The organism is Glycomyces sp. NPDC046736 (assembly GCF_040645615.1).
Taxonomy (GTDB): Bacteria; Actinomycetota; Actinomycetes; order Mycobacteriales; family Micromonosporaceae; genus Glycomyces.
On the sequence record NZ_JBEYYO010000001.1, the window covers coordinates 1 to 14,755 of the forward strand.

At 69.5% G+C, this 14,755-nt stretch carries 13 protein-coding genes and 4 tRNA genes; 8 read left to right on the forward strand and 9 right to left on the reverse strand.

Annotated elements, in window-relative coordinates; genetic code table 11:
* Nucleotides 1-111: 111 nt before the first annotated feature.
* Complete coding sequence (locus tag AB0B28_RS00005) at nt 112-2,448, reverse strand: Tex family protein (protein WP_360113799.1); 2,337 nt, start codon at nt 2,446-2,448, stop codon at nt 112-114.
* A gap of 131 nt (nt 2,449-2,579) precedes the next feature.
* On the opposite strand from AB0B28_RS00005, the gene AB0B28_RS00010 reads away from it, so the two are divergent.
* The 3 genes from AB0B28_RS00010 to AB0B28_RS00020 all read left to right on the forward strand — a co-directional run bounded on the left by AB0B28_RS00010 (nt 2,580) and on the right by AB0B28_RS00020 (nt 2,868).
* A tRNA-Gly gene (locus AB0B28_RS00010) sits at nt 2,580-2,652 on the forward strand.
* A 24-nt stretch (nt 2,653-2,676) separates the two neighbouring features.
* A tRNA-Val gene (locus AB0B28_RS00015) sits at nt 2,677-2,748 on the forward strand.
* Between the two features lie 49 nt (nt 2,749-2,797).
* Nucleotides 2,798-2,868: transfer RNA gene (locus tag AB0B28_RS00020), tRNA-Cys, on the forward strand.
* 69 nt (nt 2,869-2,937) lie between these two features.
* Here AB0B28_RS00020 and AB0B28_RS00025 read toward each other — a convergent pair.
* Complete coding sequence (locus AB0B28_RS00025; protein ID WP_360113802.1) at nt 2,938-3,408, reverse strand: Hsp20/alpha crystallin family protein; 471 nt, start codon at nt 3,406-3,408, stop codon at nt 2,938-2,940.
* A 207-nt stretch (nt 3,409-3,615) separates the two neighbouring features.
* Here AB0B28_RS00025 and AB0B28_RS00030 point away from each other — a divergent pair, with 207 nt between their 5' ends.
* The 3 genes from AB0B28_RS00030 to AB0B28_RS00040 all read left to right on the forward strand — a co-directional run bounded on the left by AB0B28_RS00030 (nt 3,616) and on the right by AB0B28_RS00040 (nt 7,466).
* Nucleotides 3,616-5,589 (forward strand): TPM domain-containing protein, encoded by a 1,974-nt coding sequence (locus AB0B28_RS00030; protein ID WP_360113805.1) that lies wholly within the window; start codon nt 3,616-3,618, stop codon nt 5,587-5,589.
* 48 nt (nt 5,590-5,637) lie between these two features.
* Complete coding sequence (locus AB0B28_RS00035) at nt 5,638-6,351, forward strand: PspA/IM30 family protein (RefSeq protein WP_360113807.1); 714 nt, start codon at nt 5,638-5,640, stop codon at nt 6,349-6,351.
* Between the two features lie 140 nt (nt 6,352-6,491).
* Nucleotides 6,492-7,466 (forward strand): phosphotransferase, encoded by a 975-nt coding sequence (locus tag AB0B28_RS00040; RefSeq protein WP_360113810.1) that lies wholly within the window; start codon nt 6,492-6,494, stop codon nt 7,464-7,466.
* Nucleotides 7,467-7,469: 3 nt separating this feature from the next.
* On the opposite strand, the gene AB0B28_RS00045 is transcribed toward AB0B28_RS00040, so the two are convergent.
* From AB0B28_RS00045 to AB0B28_RS00060, 4 genes are all read right to left on the reverse strand, one after another.
* A complete protein-coding gene (locus AB0B28_RS00045; RefSeq protein ID WP_360113813.1) occupies nt 7,470-7,979 on the reverse strand; it encodes a DUF4188 domain-containing protein in 510 nt (169 codons plus the stop codon).
* A 113-nt stretch (nt 7,980-8,092) separates the two neighbouring features.
* A complete protein-coding gene (locus AB0B28_RS00050) occupies nt 8,093-10,474 on the reverse strand; it encodes a phosphoketolase family protein (RefSeq protein WP_360113816.1) in 2,382 nt (793 codons plus the stop codon).
* Nucleotides 10,475-10,548: 74 nt separating this feature from the next.
* A complete protein-coding gene (locus tag AB0B28_RS00055; protein WP_360113819.1) occupies nt 10,549-10,752 on the reverse strand; it encodes a hypothetical protein in 204 nt (67 codons plus the stop codon).
* Complete coding sequence (locus AB0B28_RS00060) at nt 10,719-11,138, reverse strand: winged helix-turn-helix domain-containing protein (protein ID WP_360113822.1); 420 nt, start codon at nt 11,136-11,138, stop codon at nt 10,719-10,721. Before AB0B28_RS00060 ends, AB0B28_RS00055 begins: the two co-directional genes overlap by 34 nt.
* Before the next feature lie 125 nt (nt 11,139-11,263).
* On the opposite strand from AB0B28_RS00060, the gene AB0B28_RS00065 reads away from it, so the two are divergent.
* Nucleotides 11,264-11,920 carry a GNAT family protein gene (locus AB0B28_RS00065; RefSeq protein WP_360113825.1) on the forward strand — a complete coding sequence of 219 codons (657 nt, stop codon included), beginning with the start codon at nt 11,264-11,266 and terminating at the stop codon, nt 11,918-11,920.
* 90 nt (nt 11,921-12,010) lie between these two features.
* Nucleotides 12,011-12,083 (forward strand) — tRNA-Gly (locus tag AB0B28_RS00070).
* 99 nt (nt 12,084-12,182) lie between these two features.
* On the opposite strand, the gene AB0B28_RS00075 is transcribed toward AB0B28_RS00070, so the two are convergent.
* From AB0B28_RS00075 to AB0B28_RS00085, 3 genes are all read right to left on the reverse strand, one after another.
* Complete coding sequence (locus tag AB0B28_RS00075) at nt 12,183-12,827, reverse strand: TetR/AcrR family transcriptional regulator (RefSeq protein ID WP_360113828.1); 645 nt, start codon at nt 12,825-12,827, stop codon at nt 12,183-12,185.
* 93 nt (nt 12,828-12,920) lie between these two features.
* A complete protein-coding gene (locus tag AB0B28_RS00080; RefSeq protein WP_360113831.1) occupies nt 12,921-14,384 on the reverse strand; it encodes an MFS transporter in 1,464 nt (487 codons plus the stop codon).
* 143 nt (nt 14,385-14,527) lie between these two features.
* Entirely contained in the window at nt 14,528-14,710 is a 183-nt protein-coding gene (locus AB0B28_RS00085) for a hypothetical protein (protein ID WP_360113834.1), read from the reverse strand.
* Nucleotides 14,711-14,755 lie beyond the last annotated feature (45 nt).

Sequence of the window (14,755 nt, forward strand, 5' to 3'; positions counted from 1 at the left end):
GCGCGTCCTCGTGGGTCAGGCCGAGCACGTCGAAGACACGGCTCTGGACCTTGGCGTCGTGGATACGGATCGAACCGCCGCCGAGCTCGTTGCCCCTCCGCCCGTGGCTTGTTACGCCAGTCCGGCTCGCTTCAATGCTTCCGCCATCGCGCTCGACGGCGCCGCCTGGCCTCCGCGCTGGCGCGGTTGGCCTCCCTTGCCGCCCTTGCCATTGCGGCCCTGACCGCCGCCTTGGCCACCCTGACCGCCCTGGCCGCGTCGCGGACCCTGCGCCTCCGGTTCGTCGTCGAGGCGCATCGTCAACGAGATCCGCTTGCGGGCCACGTCGACGCTCAGGACCTTCACCTTGACCACGTCGCCGGGTTTGACGATCTCGCGCGGGTCCGACACGTAGCGGTTCGCCAGCGCCGAGATGTGGACCAGGCCGTCCTGGTGGACGCCGATGTCGACGAACGCGCCGAAGGCCGCGACGTTCGTCACGGCTCCTTCGAGGAGCATGCCCGGTTCGAGGTCGGTGACCTTTTCCACGCCTTCCTTGAACGTGGCGGCCTTGAACTCCGGCCGGGGGTCGCGGCCGGGCTTCTCAAGTTCCGCGAGGATGTCGGTCACCGTGGGTACGCCGAACCGTTCGTCGGCGAAGTCGGCGGCCTTGAGTTTCCGCAGCGTCTTCGCGTCGCCCACGATTCCGCTCACCGACGTGCCGGTGGCCGCGAGGATTCGCTCCACCACCGGGTACGCCTCCGGGTGGACCGCCGAGACGTCGAGCGGGTTCGTCCCGCCCGGCACCCGCAGGAACCCGGCCGCCTGCTCGAACGCCTTGGGGCCCAGGCGAGGCACCTTGAGCAGCGCCTTCCGGTCGGCGAAGCGGCCGTGCTCGTCGCGGTGCGCCACGATGTTCGCGGCCACGCTCTCGCTCAGCCCCGACACCTGCGCCAGCAGCGGCACCGAGGCCGTGTTGAGGTCCACGCCCACGGCGTTCACCGCGTCCTCGACCACCGCTTCCAGAGATTTGGTGAGTTTGGACTCAGTCAGGTCGTGCTGGTACTGGCCCACCCCGATGTGCTTGGGCTCGATCTTCACCAGCTCGGCCAGCGGGTCCTGGAGCCTTCTGGCGATCGAGACCGCGCCGCGCAGCGACACGTCCATGTCCGGAAGCTCCCGCGAGGCGTACGCCGACGCCGAGTAGATCGACGCTCCGGCTTCGGAGACCACGATCTTGGCGAGTTCGGCCTTGCCTGCGAGGGCCTTGAGCAGGTCTCCGGCGAGCTTGTCGGTCTCGCGCGAGGCGGTCCCGTTCCCGATCGCGATCAGCTGCACGCCGTGCTTCTCGACCAGCGCCGCGAGCTGCGCCAGCGAAGCGTCCCAACGGTTCTGCGGCTGGTGCGGGTAGATCGCGGTGGTGTCGAGGACCTTCCCGGTGGCGTCGACCACCGCGACCTTGACGCCGGTGCGGTATCCCGGGTCGAGGCCCATCACGGCCTTCGGTCCGGCCGGGGCGGCCAGCAGCAGGTCCTTCAGGTTCGCCGCGAAGACCTTCACGGCCTCGTCCTCGGCGAGCTGCCACAGCCGCATCCGCAGGTCCACGCCCAGTTTGACGAGGATGCGGGTGCGCCACGCCCAGGACACGGTCTTGGCCAGCCACGCGTCGGCGGGCCTGCCTTCGTCGCGCACCCCGAACTTCGCGGCGATGACCGCTTCGCAGTCCGCGCCGTCCACTTCCGACTCGCCCGGCTCCAGCGAAAGCGAGAGCGCCTCCTCCTTCTCGCCGCGCATGAGCGCGAGCACCCGGTGCGAAGGCAGCGTGGTGAACGTCTCGGCGAATTCGAAGTAATCGGCGAACTTCGCGCCCTTCTCCTCGGCCCCCTCGCGCACCCGCGAGACGATCCGGCCCCGCTTCCACATGCGTTCGCGCAGGTCGCCGATGAGGTCGGCGTCCTCGGAGAACCGCTCGGTGAGGATCGCGCGGGCCCCGGCGAGCGCGGCCGCCGCGTCGTTGACGTCCTTCTCCGGGTTCAGGAACGCCGCCGCGGCGGTTTCCGGGTCCTGTGAGGGATCACTCAAAAGCAGTTCCGCGAGCGGCTCCAGACCCGCCTCGCGGGCGATCTGGGCCTTGGTGCGGCGCTTGACCTTGAAGGGCGCGTAGAGGTCTTCGAGCCGGGCCTTGGTGTCGGCGGCGTTGATCTGGGCCGCGAGCTCGTCGGTGAGCTTGCCCTGCTCGGCGACCGATTCGAGCACGGCCTTCCGGCGGGCCTCCAGTTCGCGCAGGTACCCGAGGCGCTCTTCGAGCCCGCGGAGCTGCTCGTCGGAGAGGCCGCCGGTGGCCTCCTTGCGGTACCGGGCGATGAACGGCACGGTCGAACCGTCGTCGAGCAGCGTCACGGCCGCGCGGACTTGATGGGCGCCGACGGCGAGTTCTTCGGCGATGCGTTGATCGATAGCTTGAGCCACGGGTGGATTCTGCCAGAGCGCTGCGACAACACGGGCCCAAGCCGGAGAGCCCACCCCCCGGTGGACGCTCCATTCGCCATTGGGTAAAGTTCTATCCCGTCGCCGGGGAACGAAAAAGCCCTGGAAGACATGCGGACGTAGCGCAGTTGGTAGCGCGACACCTTGCCAAGGTGTAGGTCGCCGGTTCGATCCCGGTCGTCCGCTCGGAGCTCGAAAGAGCACTTTCCCGGACGATTAGCTCAGCGGGAGAGCACTCCCCTGACACGGGAGAGGTCACTGGTTCAATCCCAGTATCGTCCACCGAAGCGAAAAGGCCCGGGTTTCACCGCCTGGGCCTCCTTCGCATCAGGGTGGGTTGTCCGAGTGGTTAGGTAACGGCCTGCAAAGCCGTGCACACGGGTTCGAATCCCGTACCCACCTCAATCTGCGTCACTTGAAAGCGAACGGCCCCGGATGATTCCGGGGCCGTTCGCTTTTTGTCGTATTGCCTTATTCCGACTCTGCCTTGATTGTGGGCTTGGCTCCCGCGACCGGGATTCGCGTCGGCTCCGGGGCCGGGCGGACTGCTCCGGTCACTCGGATCGTCAGCAGGCCGTCGGCGACGTCGGCGCTGAGCTGCTCGGCGGTCGTGCCCTCCGGGAGGGTGAACTCGCGGCTGAACGAGCCGGCGGTCAGGCCGCGCACGAAGTAGCGGTCGCCTTCGGCGGTCTCGCGTTCGCGGCGCTCGGCGGTGATCGACAGGCGGCGGCCGTCGAGCTCGACCGTCACGTCCTCGGGGCTCACGCCCGGGACGGCGGCGGTGACCACGAGGTCCTCGCCTTCGGTGTAGACGTCGGCCCGCAGCGAGTTCTGCACCGGGCGACGCCCGAAGCCCAGCTGGACCAAGCGCTCGAACTCGCGGCTGAAGTGCCCGTCGAGCTGCCGGAACGCTGCCTGGGGGTGTTGGTAACGAACGATCATGGTGGCGGTCTCCTCTCTCAGGATTAGCACTCCCAACCCGAGAGTGCTAATGCCAGATACGACGCCGCCCGCCCGCCGAATATTTCAGCCGTGACACACGCCACCGCCGCCCCGGCACGCTGGGCTTCTCCCCGAATCTCGCAAACACCCGCTTCACCAGGGAATTCGCTCCTAGACTGACACAGTTTCCGACGAGAGGGGTGCGCCGTGATCCGGACCGCGCTGGCGGCATTGGCCGGTCTCGCGCTCCTCGCGTGGAGCTCGCCCGCGGCGGCCACCGCGCCCGTCGCCCTCACCGGCCCCGTCACCGACAAGGTCGGCGCGGTCACCGGCGAGGAGGACCGCATCCTCGAAGCCTTCTCCGACCTCCAGAACGACACCGGCATCGGCCTCTACGTGGTCTACGTCGACGGCTTCAGCGGCTACACCGCCCAGGACTGGGCCGACACCACCGCGATCGGTGCCGGGCTCGGCGGCGAGGACCTGCTCCTGGCCGTCGCCACCGACGAGCGCCGCTACACCTGGTCGGTGGCCGCCGACTTCCCCCTCTCGGACGAGCAGCTCGACCAGGTCGCCACCGACCGCATCGAACCCGCGCTCGGCCAGGACGACTGGGCCGGGGCCGCCATCGCCGCCGCCGACGGCTACCGCAGCGCCTACACCGGCACCGGCAGCTCCGGTTCGGGCTCCTCCGCCTGGGTCGCGATCCTCGTCATCGTCCTCATCGCCGCCGCCGTGCTCCTCCTCGTGCTCTGGCTTCGCAAGCGGCGCAACGCCAACGCCGTCGGCGCCCCCTCCGCGGCCGAACGCAAGAAGCTCACCACCGCCCAGCTCGACACCGAGGCCAACCGCCTCCTCGTGGCCACCGACGACGCGATCCGCACCAGCGAACAGGAACTCGGCTTCGCCGAAGCCGAGTTCGGCTCCGAGCACACCGCCGCGTTCGCCGCCTCGCTCGAATCGGCCCGCGCCGAACTCACCGCCTCCTTCCGCATCCGCCAGGAACTCGACGACGACGAACCCGAGACCGAGCCCCAACGCCGCCAGATGCTCTCGGACATCATCGACAAGCTCGTCAAGGCCAACAAGGAACTCGACGCCAAAGCCGCCGACTTCGACCGCCTCCGCAACCTCGGCCAGCGGGCCCCCGAAGCCGCCGCCGCGCTGCGCGAAAGGGGCGCGGCGCTGGCCCCGAAGACCGCCGCCGCCCGCCAGACGCTCACCGCGCTCCAAAGCCGCTACCCGGCCAGCGCCATCGCCACCGTCGCGGACTTCCCCGACACCGCCGACGACCGGCTCGCGTTCGCCGCCCAACAGCTCGACGCCGCCGACGAGGCCGTCGCCGGAGGCGACAACGGCAAGGCCGCGCTCCTGGTGCGCGCCGCCGAAGAGGCCACCCAGCAGGCCGAGCAGGCCGTCGAGGCCGTGACCCGCCGCGACGCCGACCTCGACGAGGCCGCCGCGGCCCTGCCCGGAGTCCTCGCCGAAGCCGAGTCCGATGTGGCCGAGGCCGAGCGGCTCGCCGGCGCCACCGGCTCGGGCCCCGAGGCCGCCGCGAAGGCCGCCAGACTGAAGACCGTGGTGGCCGAGGCCCGGACCGCTATGGCCGCGGGCCCGGTCGACCCGCTGGAGACCACCGCGGGTGTCGAGCGCGCCTCGGCCGAGCTCGACGGGGAGCTCCAGGCCCTGCGGGACGCCGTCCAGAACATCAAGCGCGCCAAGGACCAGCTCGGGCAGGTCCTCATGAGCGCCCAGAGCACCACCGCCGCGGTGGAGGACTACGTGAACACCAACCGCGGCGCGGTCGGGCCCGAGGCCCGCACCCGCCTCAACGAGGCGAAGCAGCAGCTGTCGCAGGCGGTCGCGCTGCGCGAGTCGGACCCGGCGCGGGCCTTGCAGCTCGCGCACCGCGCCGACGAGCTGGCGAACGCGGCCTCCTCGGCCGCGCAGCGCGACGTCCGGGGCTACCTGGCCCCGAGCAACCCGAACAAAGGCTCGTCCCCGATGGGCGGCAACGCAGGAGCGGTCCTCGGAGGCATCCTCCTGGGCAACCTCCTCGGCGGTGGCGGCGGCCGGGGTTCGGGCGGATACGGCGGCACCACAAGACGGCACAGCCCGGGACCGGGCTCGTTCGGCGGCAGCGGCACCCGCGGCAGACGCGGTGGCGGCGGCCGATTCTGACCAGTGCGGCCCCGGCTACCCGGGGGCGAGGACCAGCTAGGAGAGAACATGACCAAGAAGCAGTCGATCTTCGGGCGGATCGGGCAACTCGTCAAGGCGAACATCAACGACGTCATCGACAACGCCGAAGATCCCGAGAAGATGCTCGCCCAGATGGAGCGGGACTACAAGAACAGCATCGCCGACGCCGAGAGCTCGATCGCCGAGACCATCGGGAACCTGCGCCTGCTGGAGGACGATTACGCCTCGGACAAGCAGGCGGTCGAGGAGTGGGGCGCCAAGGCCCGCAACGCGAGTGTGAAGGCCGACCAGCTGCGCGCGGCGGGCAACACCGCCGAGGCCGACCGGTTCGACAACCTCGCCAAGGTCGCCCTGGGCAAGCAGATCGGGTTCGAGAAGGAGATGAAGGACGCCGAGCCGGTCATCGCCAGCCAGACCGAGGTGGTCGAGAAGCTCAAGCAGTCGCTCACCACGATGAAGTCCAAGCTCGCCGAGCTCGGCTCCAAGCGCAGCAGTCTCGCGGCGCGCCAGAAGACCGCGCAGGCGCAGAAGCAGGTCACCGAGGCGCTCGGCAGCATCGACGTGATGGACCCGCTCAGCGAGGTCAGCCGCTTCGAGGAGAAGGTCCGCCGCGAGGAGGCCAAGGTCCGCGGCCAGCAGGAGCTGGCGCTGTCCTCGCTGGACAACCAGTTCGAGGACCTCGACAGCCTCGGCGACGACGCCGAGATCGAGGCCCGCATGGCGGCCCTGAAGTCGCAGTGACGCCGCGACGGTGAACACGCAGGGCGGGGCCTGGAGGCCCCGCCCGCAGTGCGTCCGGCGCCGAATCGCTCGCCCGACTCGCGCGGGTCCTCCGCCGATTCGTGCTTGCCGCTCGCGTCTGCGACCGCGAGAATGGCGCGATGGAGATCGCGATCCGCCCCAAGCTCAGTCGCGCCGACGTCGAGGCGCTCGTCCGCGACAGCCTCGGCCCCGACCTGGAATTCACCGGCCACGAGGAGTTCACCGACGGGTTCTTCAACGCCGCCCACGGCCTCGACCTCGCCGACGGCCGCCGCCTCGTGGTCAAAGTCGCCCCCGACCGCGACCTGAAGCTCCTGCGCTACGAGGTCGACCTCATGGCCACCGAGATCGAGTGCTTCGAGAAGGCCATCGCAGCGGGCGTGCCGATGCCGCGCCTGTGGCACGGGGACACCGAAGCGGGGCTGATGATCATCGACCGCCTGGGCGGCTCCACGCTCCAGAAACTCCGCGAGGACATCCCCGAAGCCGAACGCCTCCCGCTGCGCCGCGAGATCGGCGCGATGAGCGCCCGGTTCGCGATCGCCACCGGCGAACGCTTCGGCTACCCCCGCAAGAGCGGCCGCACCCAGGCCGACTCGTGGAGCGAGTCCTTCCTTGCGATGATCGCCGACGTGCTCGCCGACATCGCCGACCAGGAACTGGAACTGCCCCGCCCGATCGCCGAGATCGAGGCGCTCTTCGCCGCCGAACGCGGCCTCCTCGACGAGGTCACCCGGCCCGCACTGGTCCACTTCGACCTGTGGGACGGCAACATCTTCGTCGAGCGCACCGAGTCGGGCTGGCGCCTCGAAGCGTTCATCGACGGCGAGCGGGCCTTCTACGGCGACCCGATCGCCGAGTTGGTCTCGTTGCAGCTCATACCGGAAGGGGACTTCCCGGCGATCGTGGACGGCTTCCTCGGCCGCCCCATGACAGCGGGGGAGGAGCGGCGCCTGACGCTCTACCGGATGTACCTGATGCTCATCCTCGTCGCCGAGTGCGGGGTGCGCGGCTTCGACGAGGAGCAGGCGGCCGGCCAGACCGAGTGGGCCACCGGAGCGTTGACCGAAGGGCTCGACGCGCTCGCCCAGTAGTCCTCAGCGAACCTCGCCCGCCCCGCGCCCGCGATGGTGGTGGTCGTGGTCGTGGTCGTGGTCGTCCGGGTCGGTGCGCTTCGCGTCCTTCTCCTTGGTGGCCTTGGCGAGTCCATACGGCGGCATGTTCACGTACGAGGTCTCGTGCTCTCCGGCGCGGACGTGGTACAGCTCGTGCCACAGGCCCACGTCGCCGTTGTCCTTGACGTTGCGGTTGAACCACTTCCAGAAGCCGCGGTGGGCATGGATCTGCGAGTGCGCGTACCGCTCCAGGTGATCGGCGCTGCGCCAGTACTGGACCACGGCGATCCCCCTGCCGCCGAACGTGATCCGCGAGTCCATCAGGCCCAGTTCGGGGTCGGCCTGGAGTTCGCGCAACATTCTCGGCATCGCGTTGAACATCGGGACCCACTTGCCGAACTTCCAGAACTTGTTGACGCGCATGCCGACCGTGAAGACCACGAAGTCTTCCTCGTAGTCGACCACGACGCGACCTGGCCTGACCTTCGCCACGTGAGGACCTCCGGGGGTGAGCGGGACCGTGCCAACCCCCAGGTTAACGAGAACGCTCACACCACTCAAGTGCCCCGACAAAACCGTCTACACCGGTTGTATTGCGCCGCAACCTAACCGGGCCAGCGCCATTCGGCGACCGCGGGAATGTCCTCGCCGTGCGAGCGCGTGTACTCCCGCGCGGCGTGCCGGGCGTCGACCATCCGCTGCCGCAGCCCGGCCGCGTTCGCGCCCAGGCCCGGGACCCGGTCGATGACGTCCATGACCAGGCGGTAGCGGTCGAGGTCGTTGAGCATGACCATGTCGAACGGCGTGGTCGTGGTGCCCTCCTCCTTGTACCCGCGGACGTGGATGTTGTGGTGGTTGGTGCGCCGGTAGGTCAGGCGGTGGATGAGCGTCGGGTAGCCGTGGAAGGCGAACAGGACCGGCTTGTCGGCGGTGAACACCGTGTCGAACTGCCGGTCACCGAGCCCGTGCGGGTGCTCGGTGTCGGGCTGGAGCCGCATCAGGTCCACGACGTTGACCACCCGGACCTTGAGCTTGGGCAGCGTCTGGCGCAGCAGGTCCGCCGCGGCCAGGACCTCCAATGTGGGCACGTCCCCGGCGCACGCGAGCACCACGTCGGGAGAGAGCCCGTCGTCGGTCGAGGCCCACTCCCAGATCCCAAGGCCCCGTTCGCAATGGCGCACCGCCTCGTCCATGCTCGTGTACTGGAGCGAGGGCTGCTTCCCGGCCACCACGAGGTTGACGTACTGCCGCGAGCGCAAGCAGTGGTCCATCGTGGACAACAGGGTGTTGGCGTCCGGCGGGAGGTAGACCCGCACGATCTCGGGCTTCTTGTTCATCACGTGGTCGATGAATCCCGGGTCCTGGTGGGAGAAGCCGTTGTGGTCCTGGCGCCACACGTGGCTCGACAGGAGGTAGTTGAGCGAGGCGATCGGGTGGCGCCACGGGATCTTCCGCGAGGCGTCGAGCCACTTGGCGTGCTGGTTGAACATGGAGTCGACGATGTGGATGAACGCCTCGTACGAGGTGAACACGCCGTGGCGGCCGGTGAGCAGGTAGCCCTCCAGCCAGCCCTCGCACAGGTGCTCGGAGAGGACCTCCATGACCCGGCCCTGCGGGGCTTGGTGCTCGTCGGTCGGGAGGATCTCGGCCTCCCACTGGCGGTCGGTCTGCTCGAAGACCGCGCCGAGCCGGTTGGACGCGACCTCGTCGGGCCCGAACAGCCGGAACCGGTCGGGGTTGGCGCCCATGACGTCTCGCAGCCACACCCCGAGCGCCTTGGTGGCCTCGCCGACGGTGCGGCCGTGACCCTCGATCTCGACCCCGTAGTCGCGGTAGTCGGGCAGGACCAGGTCCCGCAGCAGCAGGCCGCCGTTCGCGTGCGGGTTGGCGCTCATCCTCGCCGCGCCCTCCGGGTGCTGCGCGAGGAGCTCGGGCACCGGCTTCCCGGTCGCGTCGAACAGCTCCTCGGGCCGGTACGAGCGCATCCACTCCTCAAGCATCGCAAGGTGTTCGGGGTCGGTGCGGACTGCGGCCAGCGGGACCTGGTGGGCCCGCCAGGTGCCCTCGACCGGCAGGCCGTCGACCTCGGCCGGGCCGGTCCAGCCCTTCGGGGTCCGCAGGACCACCATCGGCCAGCGCGGCCGCGTCGGCATCCCGTTCGCGCCGCGGCGGGCCTCGGCGCGGATCTCGGCGATCCGGTCGAAGCACGCGTCCAGTGTGGCCGCCAGCTCCCGGTGCACCGCTTCGGGATCGTCCCCGTCGACCAGGTGCGGCTCGTAGCCCATGCCGCGGAAGTACGAGACGCGGTCCTCGTCGCCGATCCGGGCCAGGATCGTCTGGTTCGCGATCTTGTACCCGTTGAGGTGCAGGATCGGCAGCACGGTGCCGTCCGACACCGGGTTGAGGAACACATTGGACAACCACGATCCGGCGAGCGGGCCCGTCTCGGCCTCGCCGTCGCCCACGACGCAGGCGACCGTCAGGCCCGGATTGTCGAACGCCGCGCCGTAGGCGTGCGCGAGCGAGTACCCGAGCTCGCCGCCCTCGTGGATCGAGCCGGGGACCTCGGCGGCCACGTGCGAGGGGATCCCGCCGGGGAAGGAGAACTGCCGGAACAGGCGCCGCATGCCCTCTTCGGAGTGGTTCACCGACGGGTACAGCTCCGGGTAGGTCCCTTCGAGCCACGTGTTCGCCACGATCGCGGGGCCGCCGTGGCCGGGGCCGGTCACGTAGATCATGTCCAGGCCGCGGTTTTTGATGCAGCGGTTGAGGTGCGCGTAGATCAGGCTCAGGCCGGGGCTGGTGCCCCAGTGGCCCAACAGCCGCGGCTTGATGTGCTCGGGGCGCAGCGGCTCGCGCAGCAGCGGGTTGTCGAGCAGGTAGATCTGGCCCACGGTGAGGTAGTTCGCGGCCCGCCAGTACGCGTCGAGGCGCGACAGCTCCTCATCGGAGAGCGTTTCGGCCGCGCGGTCCCGGGTTGTGTCCATGCGTCCGAGCGTGCCGCATCAGGCGCGGGTTGACCGCTGATCCGGAGAATTCCTCGCGCCTGAATCGCGGCCGGTCACTCGACTTCCTTGAGGATCCGCTCGACCGACGCCAGGCGGCTCTTGATCTCGATCAGCGAGGCCTTCAGCTCGGCCGCGTCCAGGCTGGACTTCTCCGCCAGCTCCCGGTAGGCCGCCTCGCGGGCCGCCGAGGCCTTGGCCTTCGAGGTGGAGGCGAACGAGAAGATCACGGCGATGATGATGACTGTGATGAGCAGCAAGAATCCGAAGACGAACAGCATTCCGGCTTGTTCCGTGGGCATAACGAGGTGTCCTTTTCCGTGTCGGTGGTGCTGTCTTGCAGTGTGTCGATCAGCGACTTGACGAGCTGCGGCGTGATCTCCAGGGCGAACGGGACCGCCTCGAAGTACTTGACGGCCTTGCCGCCCTCCCCGAGCGCCAGCTCCCCGCGGACGAGGCCCGCGGCCTGGAGCTTCTGGAGGTGCATGTGCAGCAGCGGACGGCTCATCCCCAGCTCCCGCGCGAGCAGGCTCACGTACTGCCGCCCGTCCGCCAGGGCGCCGAGAATGCGCAGCCGATGCGGATTCGCCAGCGCCGCGCACGCCGCCAGCAGCGCTTCCTCCGTCAAGGGCTCCTCGCCGATCATCCTGAGGCCGCTCTCATGTCAACCTTCCCTGTCGTGTGTAAGAAAATATTGACACATGAAAGCGAAGCCTGCAACCCCGCCAAAACCCGTTGCCGCCCCCACCCGCCCGTCACCAGAATTGAGCCATGCTCACCGACCATCTGCCGATCTACCGACTCCGCATACGCACCGAGCGCCTCGAACTGCGCCTGCCCGACTTCGAAGAGCTCGCCGGACTCGCCGACGCCGCGGCCGAGGGCGTCCACGACCCCTCCTTCATGCCCTTCATATTCCCGTGGACCGACGCCACCCCCGCCGAACGCGGCCGCAGCGTCGCCCTCTGGTACCACCGCTGCATCGGCCGCTGGGAGAACGACGACTGGCAGCTGCCCTTCGTGGCCTTCCGCGACGGCCGACCGATCGGCATGCAGGAGATCGGCGCCAAGCGGCTCCCGATCACCCGCGAGGTCGCCACCGGCTCGTGGCTCGGCCTGGCCCACCACGGCAACGGCCTCGGCACTGAGATGCGCGCCGCCGTGCTGCACTTCGGCTTCGACGCGCTCGACGCCGAATGGGCCACCAGCGGCTCGCTCGACGCCAACGCGGCCTCGGCGGGCGTCTCGCGCCGACTCGGCTACCAGGCCGACGGCATCGCCCACGTGGTCGTCCAAGGCAAACGGCGCCTTGAACGGCGCTGGCGGCTCAGCCGCGAGGACTGGGAAGCGCATCGCAGACACGAGGTCACGGTCGAGGGACTCGACGAGGAGGTCCTGAAGATGCTCGGCCTCGGCGGCGAGGCGTGAGCCGCGCCCCAATTGGCGCCAAGGCCCCATCGGGGCCGTTCGGGCCATGCGCTACAGTATGGTTCGTTCCCAGGTGAACACCTGTGAAATGCGGACGTAGCGCAGTTGGTAGCGCGACACCTTGCCAAGGTGTAGGTCGCCGGTTCGATCCCGGTCGTCCGCTCGGTTGAAGGGCTCGGCATTCGTGTCGGGCCCTTTCTCGTGCCCGGGAACAGGGGCGGACGTAAAGGGCCCGGCAGTCATGCCGGGCCCTTTCTCGTGCTCATTGCTTCATGTGCTCGGGCACCCAGCGGGCGCTCATCTCGTCGTCGCTGACCGGGGTGGCCGGGAGTGGTCCGGCTCCGGGGGCTTTGAGGGCCTGGAGGTGCAGTTCCAGGGTCCGCAGGCGTACCTCGCGGGTGCGTTCGGGGTCGCCGATCACGATGGAGCAGATCGATTCGGTGACCATCTGGAGGTCTCCGTTCACCACGTCCTCGCGCAGGACTCCGGCGTCTTTGAAGCGGGCCAGCATCGCGGTGTTGAGCGCGTCGCCCTCGATCGCGGCCTGGAACATGTCCGGGCTGGGCGTGAACGTCCCGGCCAGCCGCACGGTGATCGACGGGGTGTCGGCTTCCACGACGCCTCTCATGAAGGCCCGGAACGCCTCCCAGGGATCGCCTTCGGCCTCGACCGCCTCGCGCACCAGCTCGGTGTACCTGGCGAGGCCGTCGCCGCACAGCTTGCGCAGCAGGTCCTCCTTGCTCGGGTAGCGGCGGTAGAGGGCGCTGATGCCGACTCCGGCGCGCTTGGCGACCTCGGCGATCGGGGCGTCGGGATTCGCGACGAAGACCTCGTGGGCGGCTTCGAGGATGAGGGTGTCGTTGCGGGCGGCCTGGGCTTTGCGGCCGCTCAGCGGCTTGTCGGTCATGGAGGCATCCTAACTGGAACAGAGTAGTTCATTCTGATACGCCCGCACCGGCCGCGCCCCTGAGGGCCCGACCGGCATGGGGTGCTTCACCGTCTAGTGCTCGGCGCGGGCCCGCTTCGGGAGCCCGAACGCGACCACGAGCGCCACCAGCGTGAGTGCGATCGTCAGGCCCGTGACCAGCCGTGCCGACTCCATCGCGGCAGCGGCCCCGCCGCCGATGTCGAAGCCGGAGAAGAACACCGTGCCGAGCACGGCCACGCCGAGCGCCGCCGCGCCCTGCTGGAAGGACTCCAACAGCCCCGAGGCCGAGCCGACCTCGTGGTCCTCCAGGTCGCCCACGATGATCTCGAACAGCGGCACGAAGATCATGCCCATCCCGATGCCGAAGACCAGGAACGCGGGGGAGAGGGACCACATGCCGGGGGCCGCTTCCGCGCCGAACTGGAACCACAGGACCACCAGGCCCGCGGTCATGATCGTCAGGCCCAGGTGCAGGACCTTGCGGCCGAGCTTGGGGGCCAGGCCCGCGCTGGAGCCGGAGCCGATGAACGCGCCCACGGCCCAGCCGGCCATCGCCAGGCTCGCGTCGAGCGGCCCGAAGCCGAGGCCGAGCTGGAGGAACAGGCCCACCGCGAGCGAGAACCCGGTGACGGCGCCGAAGAACACGGTCACGAACGCGATCCCGGAGGTGTAGGAGCGCTTGGCGAACACGCTCAGCTCGATCAGCGCGGCCTTCCCGGCGCGGGCTCGGCGGGCCTGGGTCCAGGCGAACAGGCCCAGCACCGGGACCGAGGCGATGAGCATCGCGATCGACCACGCGGGCCAGCCGAGTTCGCGGCCTTCGACCAGCGGCACGAGCAGCAGGCACATCCCGGCGGCGGCGATGAGGGCCCCGCCGAGGTCGAGCTTGAGGCCCTTGGCCACCGGGGCCCCGGCCGGGAGGACCTTGGCGCCGAGGACCAGCGCGGCCAGGCCCAGCGGCAGGTTGATCAGGAAGATCGAGCGCCAGCCGGTGCCGGCCACGTCGGCGTCCACGAGGAACCCGGCCACGATCGGTCCGGCGATCGAGGCGAGCCCGATGAGCGGCCCGAACAGCGCGTAGGCCTTGCCGAGCTCGCGGCCGAACATGTCGCGGATGAGCCCGAAGCACTGCGGCACCATCACCGCGGCGAACGCGCCCTGGACGACGCGGGCCGCCAGGAGCAGCTCGATCAAGTCAGCCGCGCCGCAGGCGAGGGACGCGGCGAGGAAGCCGACGAGGCCCAGTTGCAGGACCCGCTTGCGGCCGAACATGTCGCCGAGCCGCCCGCCGGTGAGGAGGCCCACGGCCAGCGCGAGCGTGTACCCGGCGGCGAGCCACTGGATGGTCGAGGCGGTCCCGCCGAGCTCGGCGCGGATCGCGGGGGCCGCGACGTTGACGATCGAGGCGTCGAGGAGGTTGAGCAGGGTGGCGGCGAGGATCGCGATCAGTCCGAGCCAGCGCCGCGGAAAGACCGGGGGCGCCTTGAGGGGCGCGGCGGCCGTCTCGGTCGGGAGGGTGTCGGCGGTGAGGGTCATGGCGGCCTCCGAAAACTATGGAACGGAACGTTAGATTCCACTATAGCAGACCGGAATAATCTGTTCCGTTCAAGAGGTCGAAGTACTCCCTGGAATCGCCGAAACCGGCGTGTGAGCTGGGGATACTTCGAAAACCGCCGAGCCTAGGTCTGCTGGCCCGCGTTCAGGTAGCCGAAGATGATGATTATCGCGACGGCGACGATCACGAGCCACAGGGTGGCCTTGCGGAACTTGTGGCGGGCGCCGGGGGAGAACCACATGACCGCCGCGATGATGAGCAGCACGCCGACCACTACGCCGGGGGCAGCGCCCAGGTTGTCTTCCATTTCAGACCAATCACTTCAGAGGGTGACCGTGCGGCGACCGCGAAA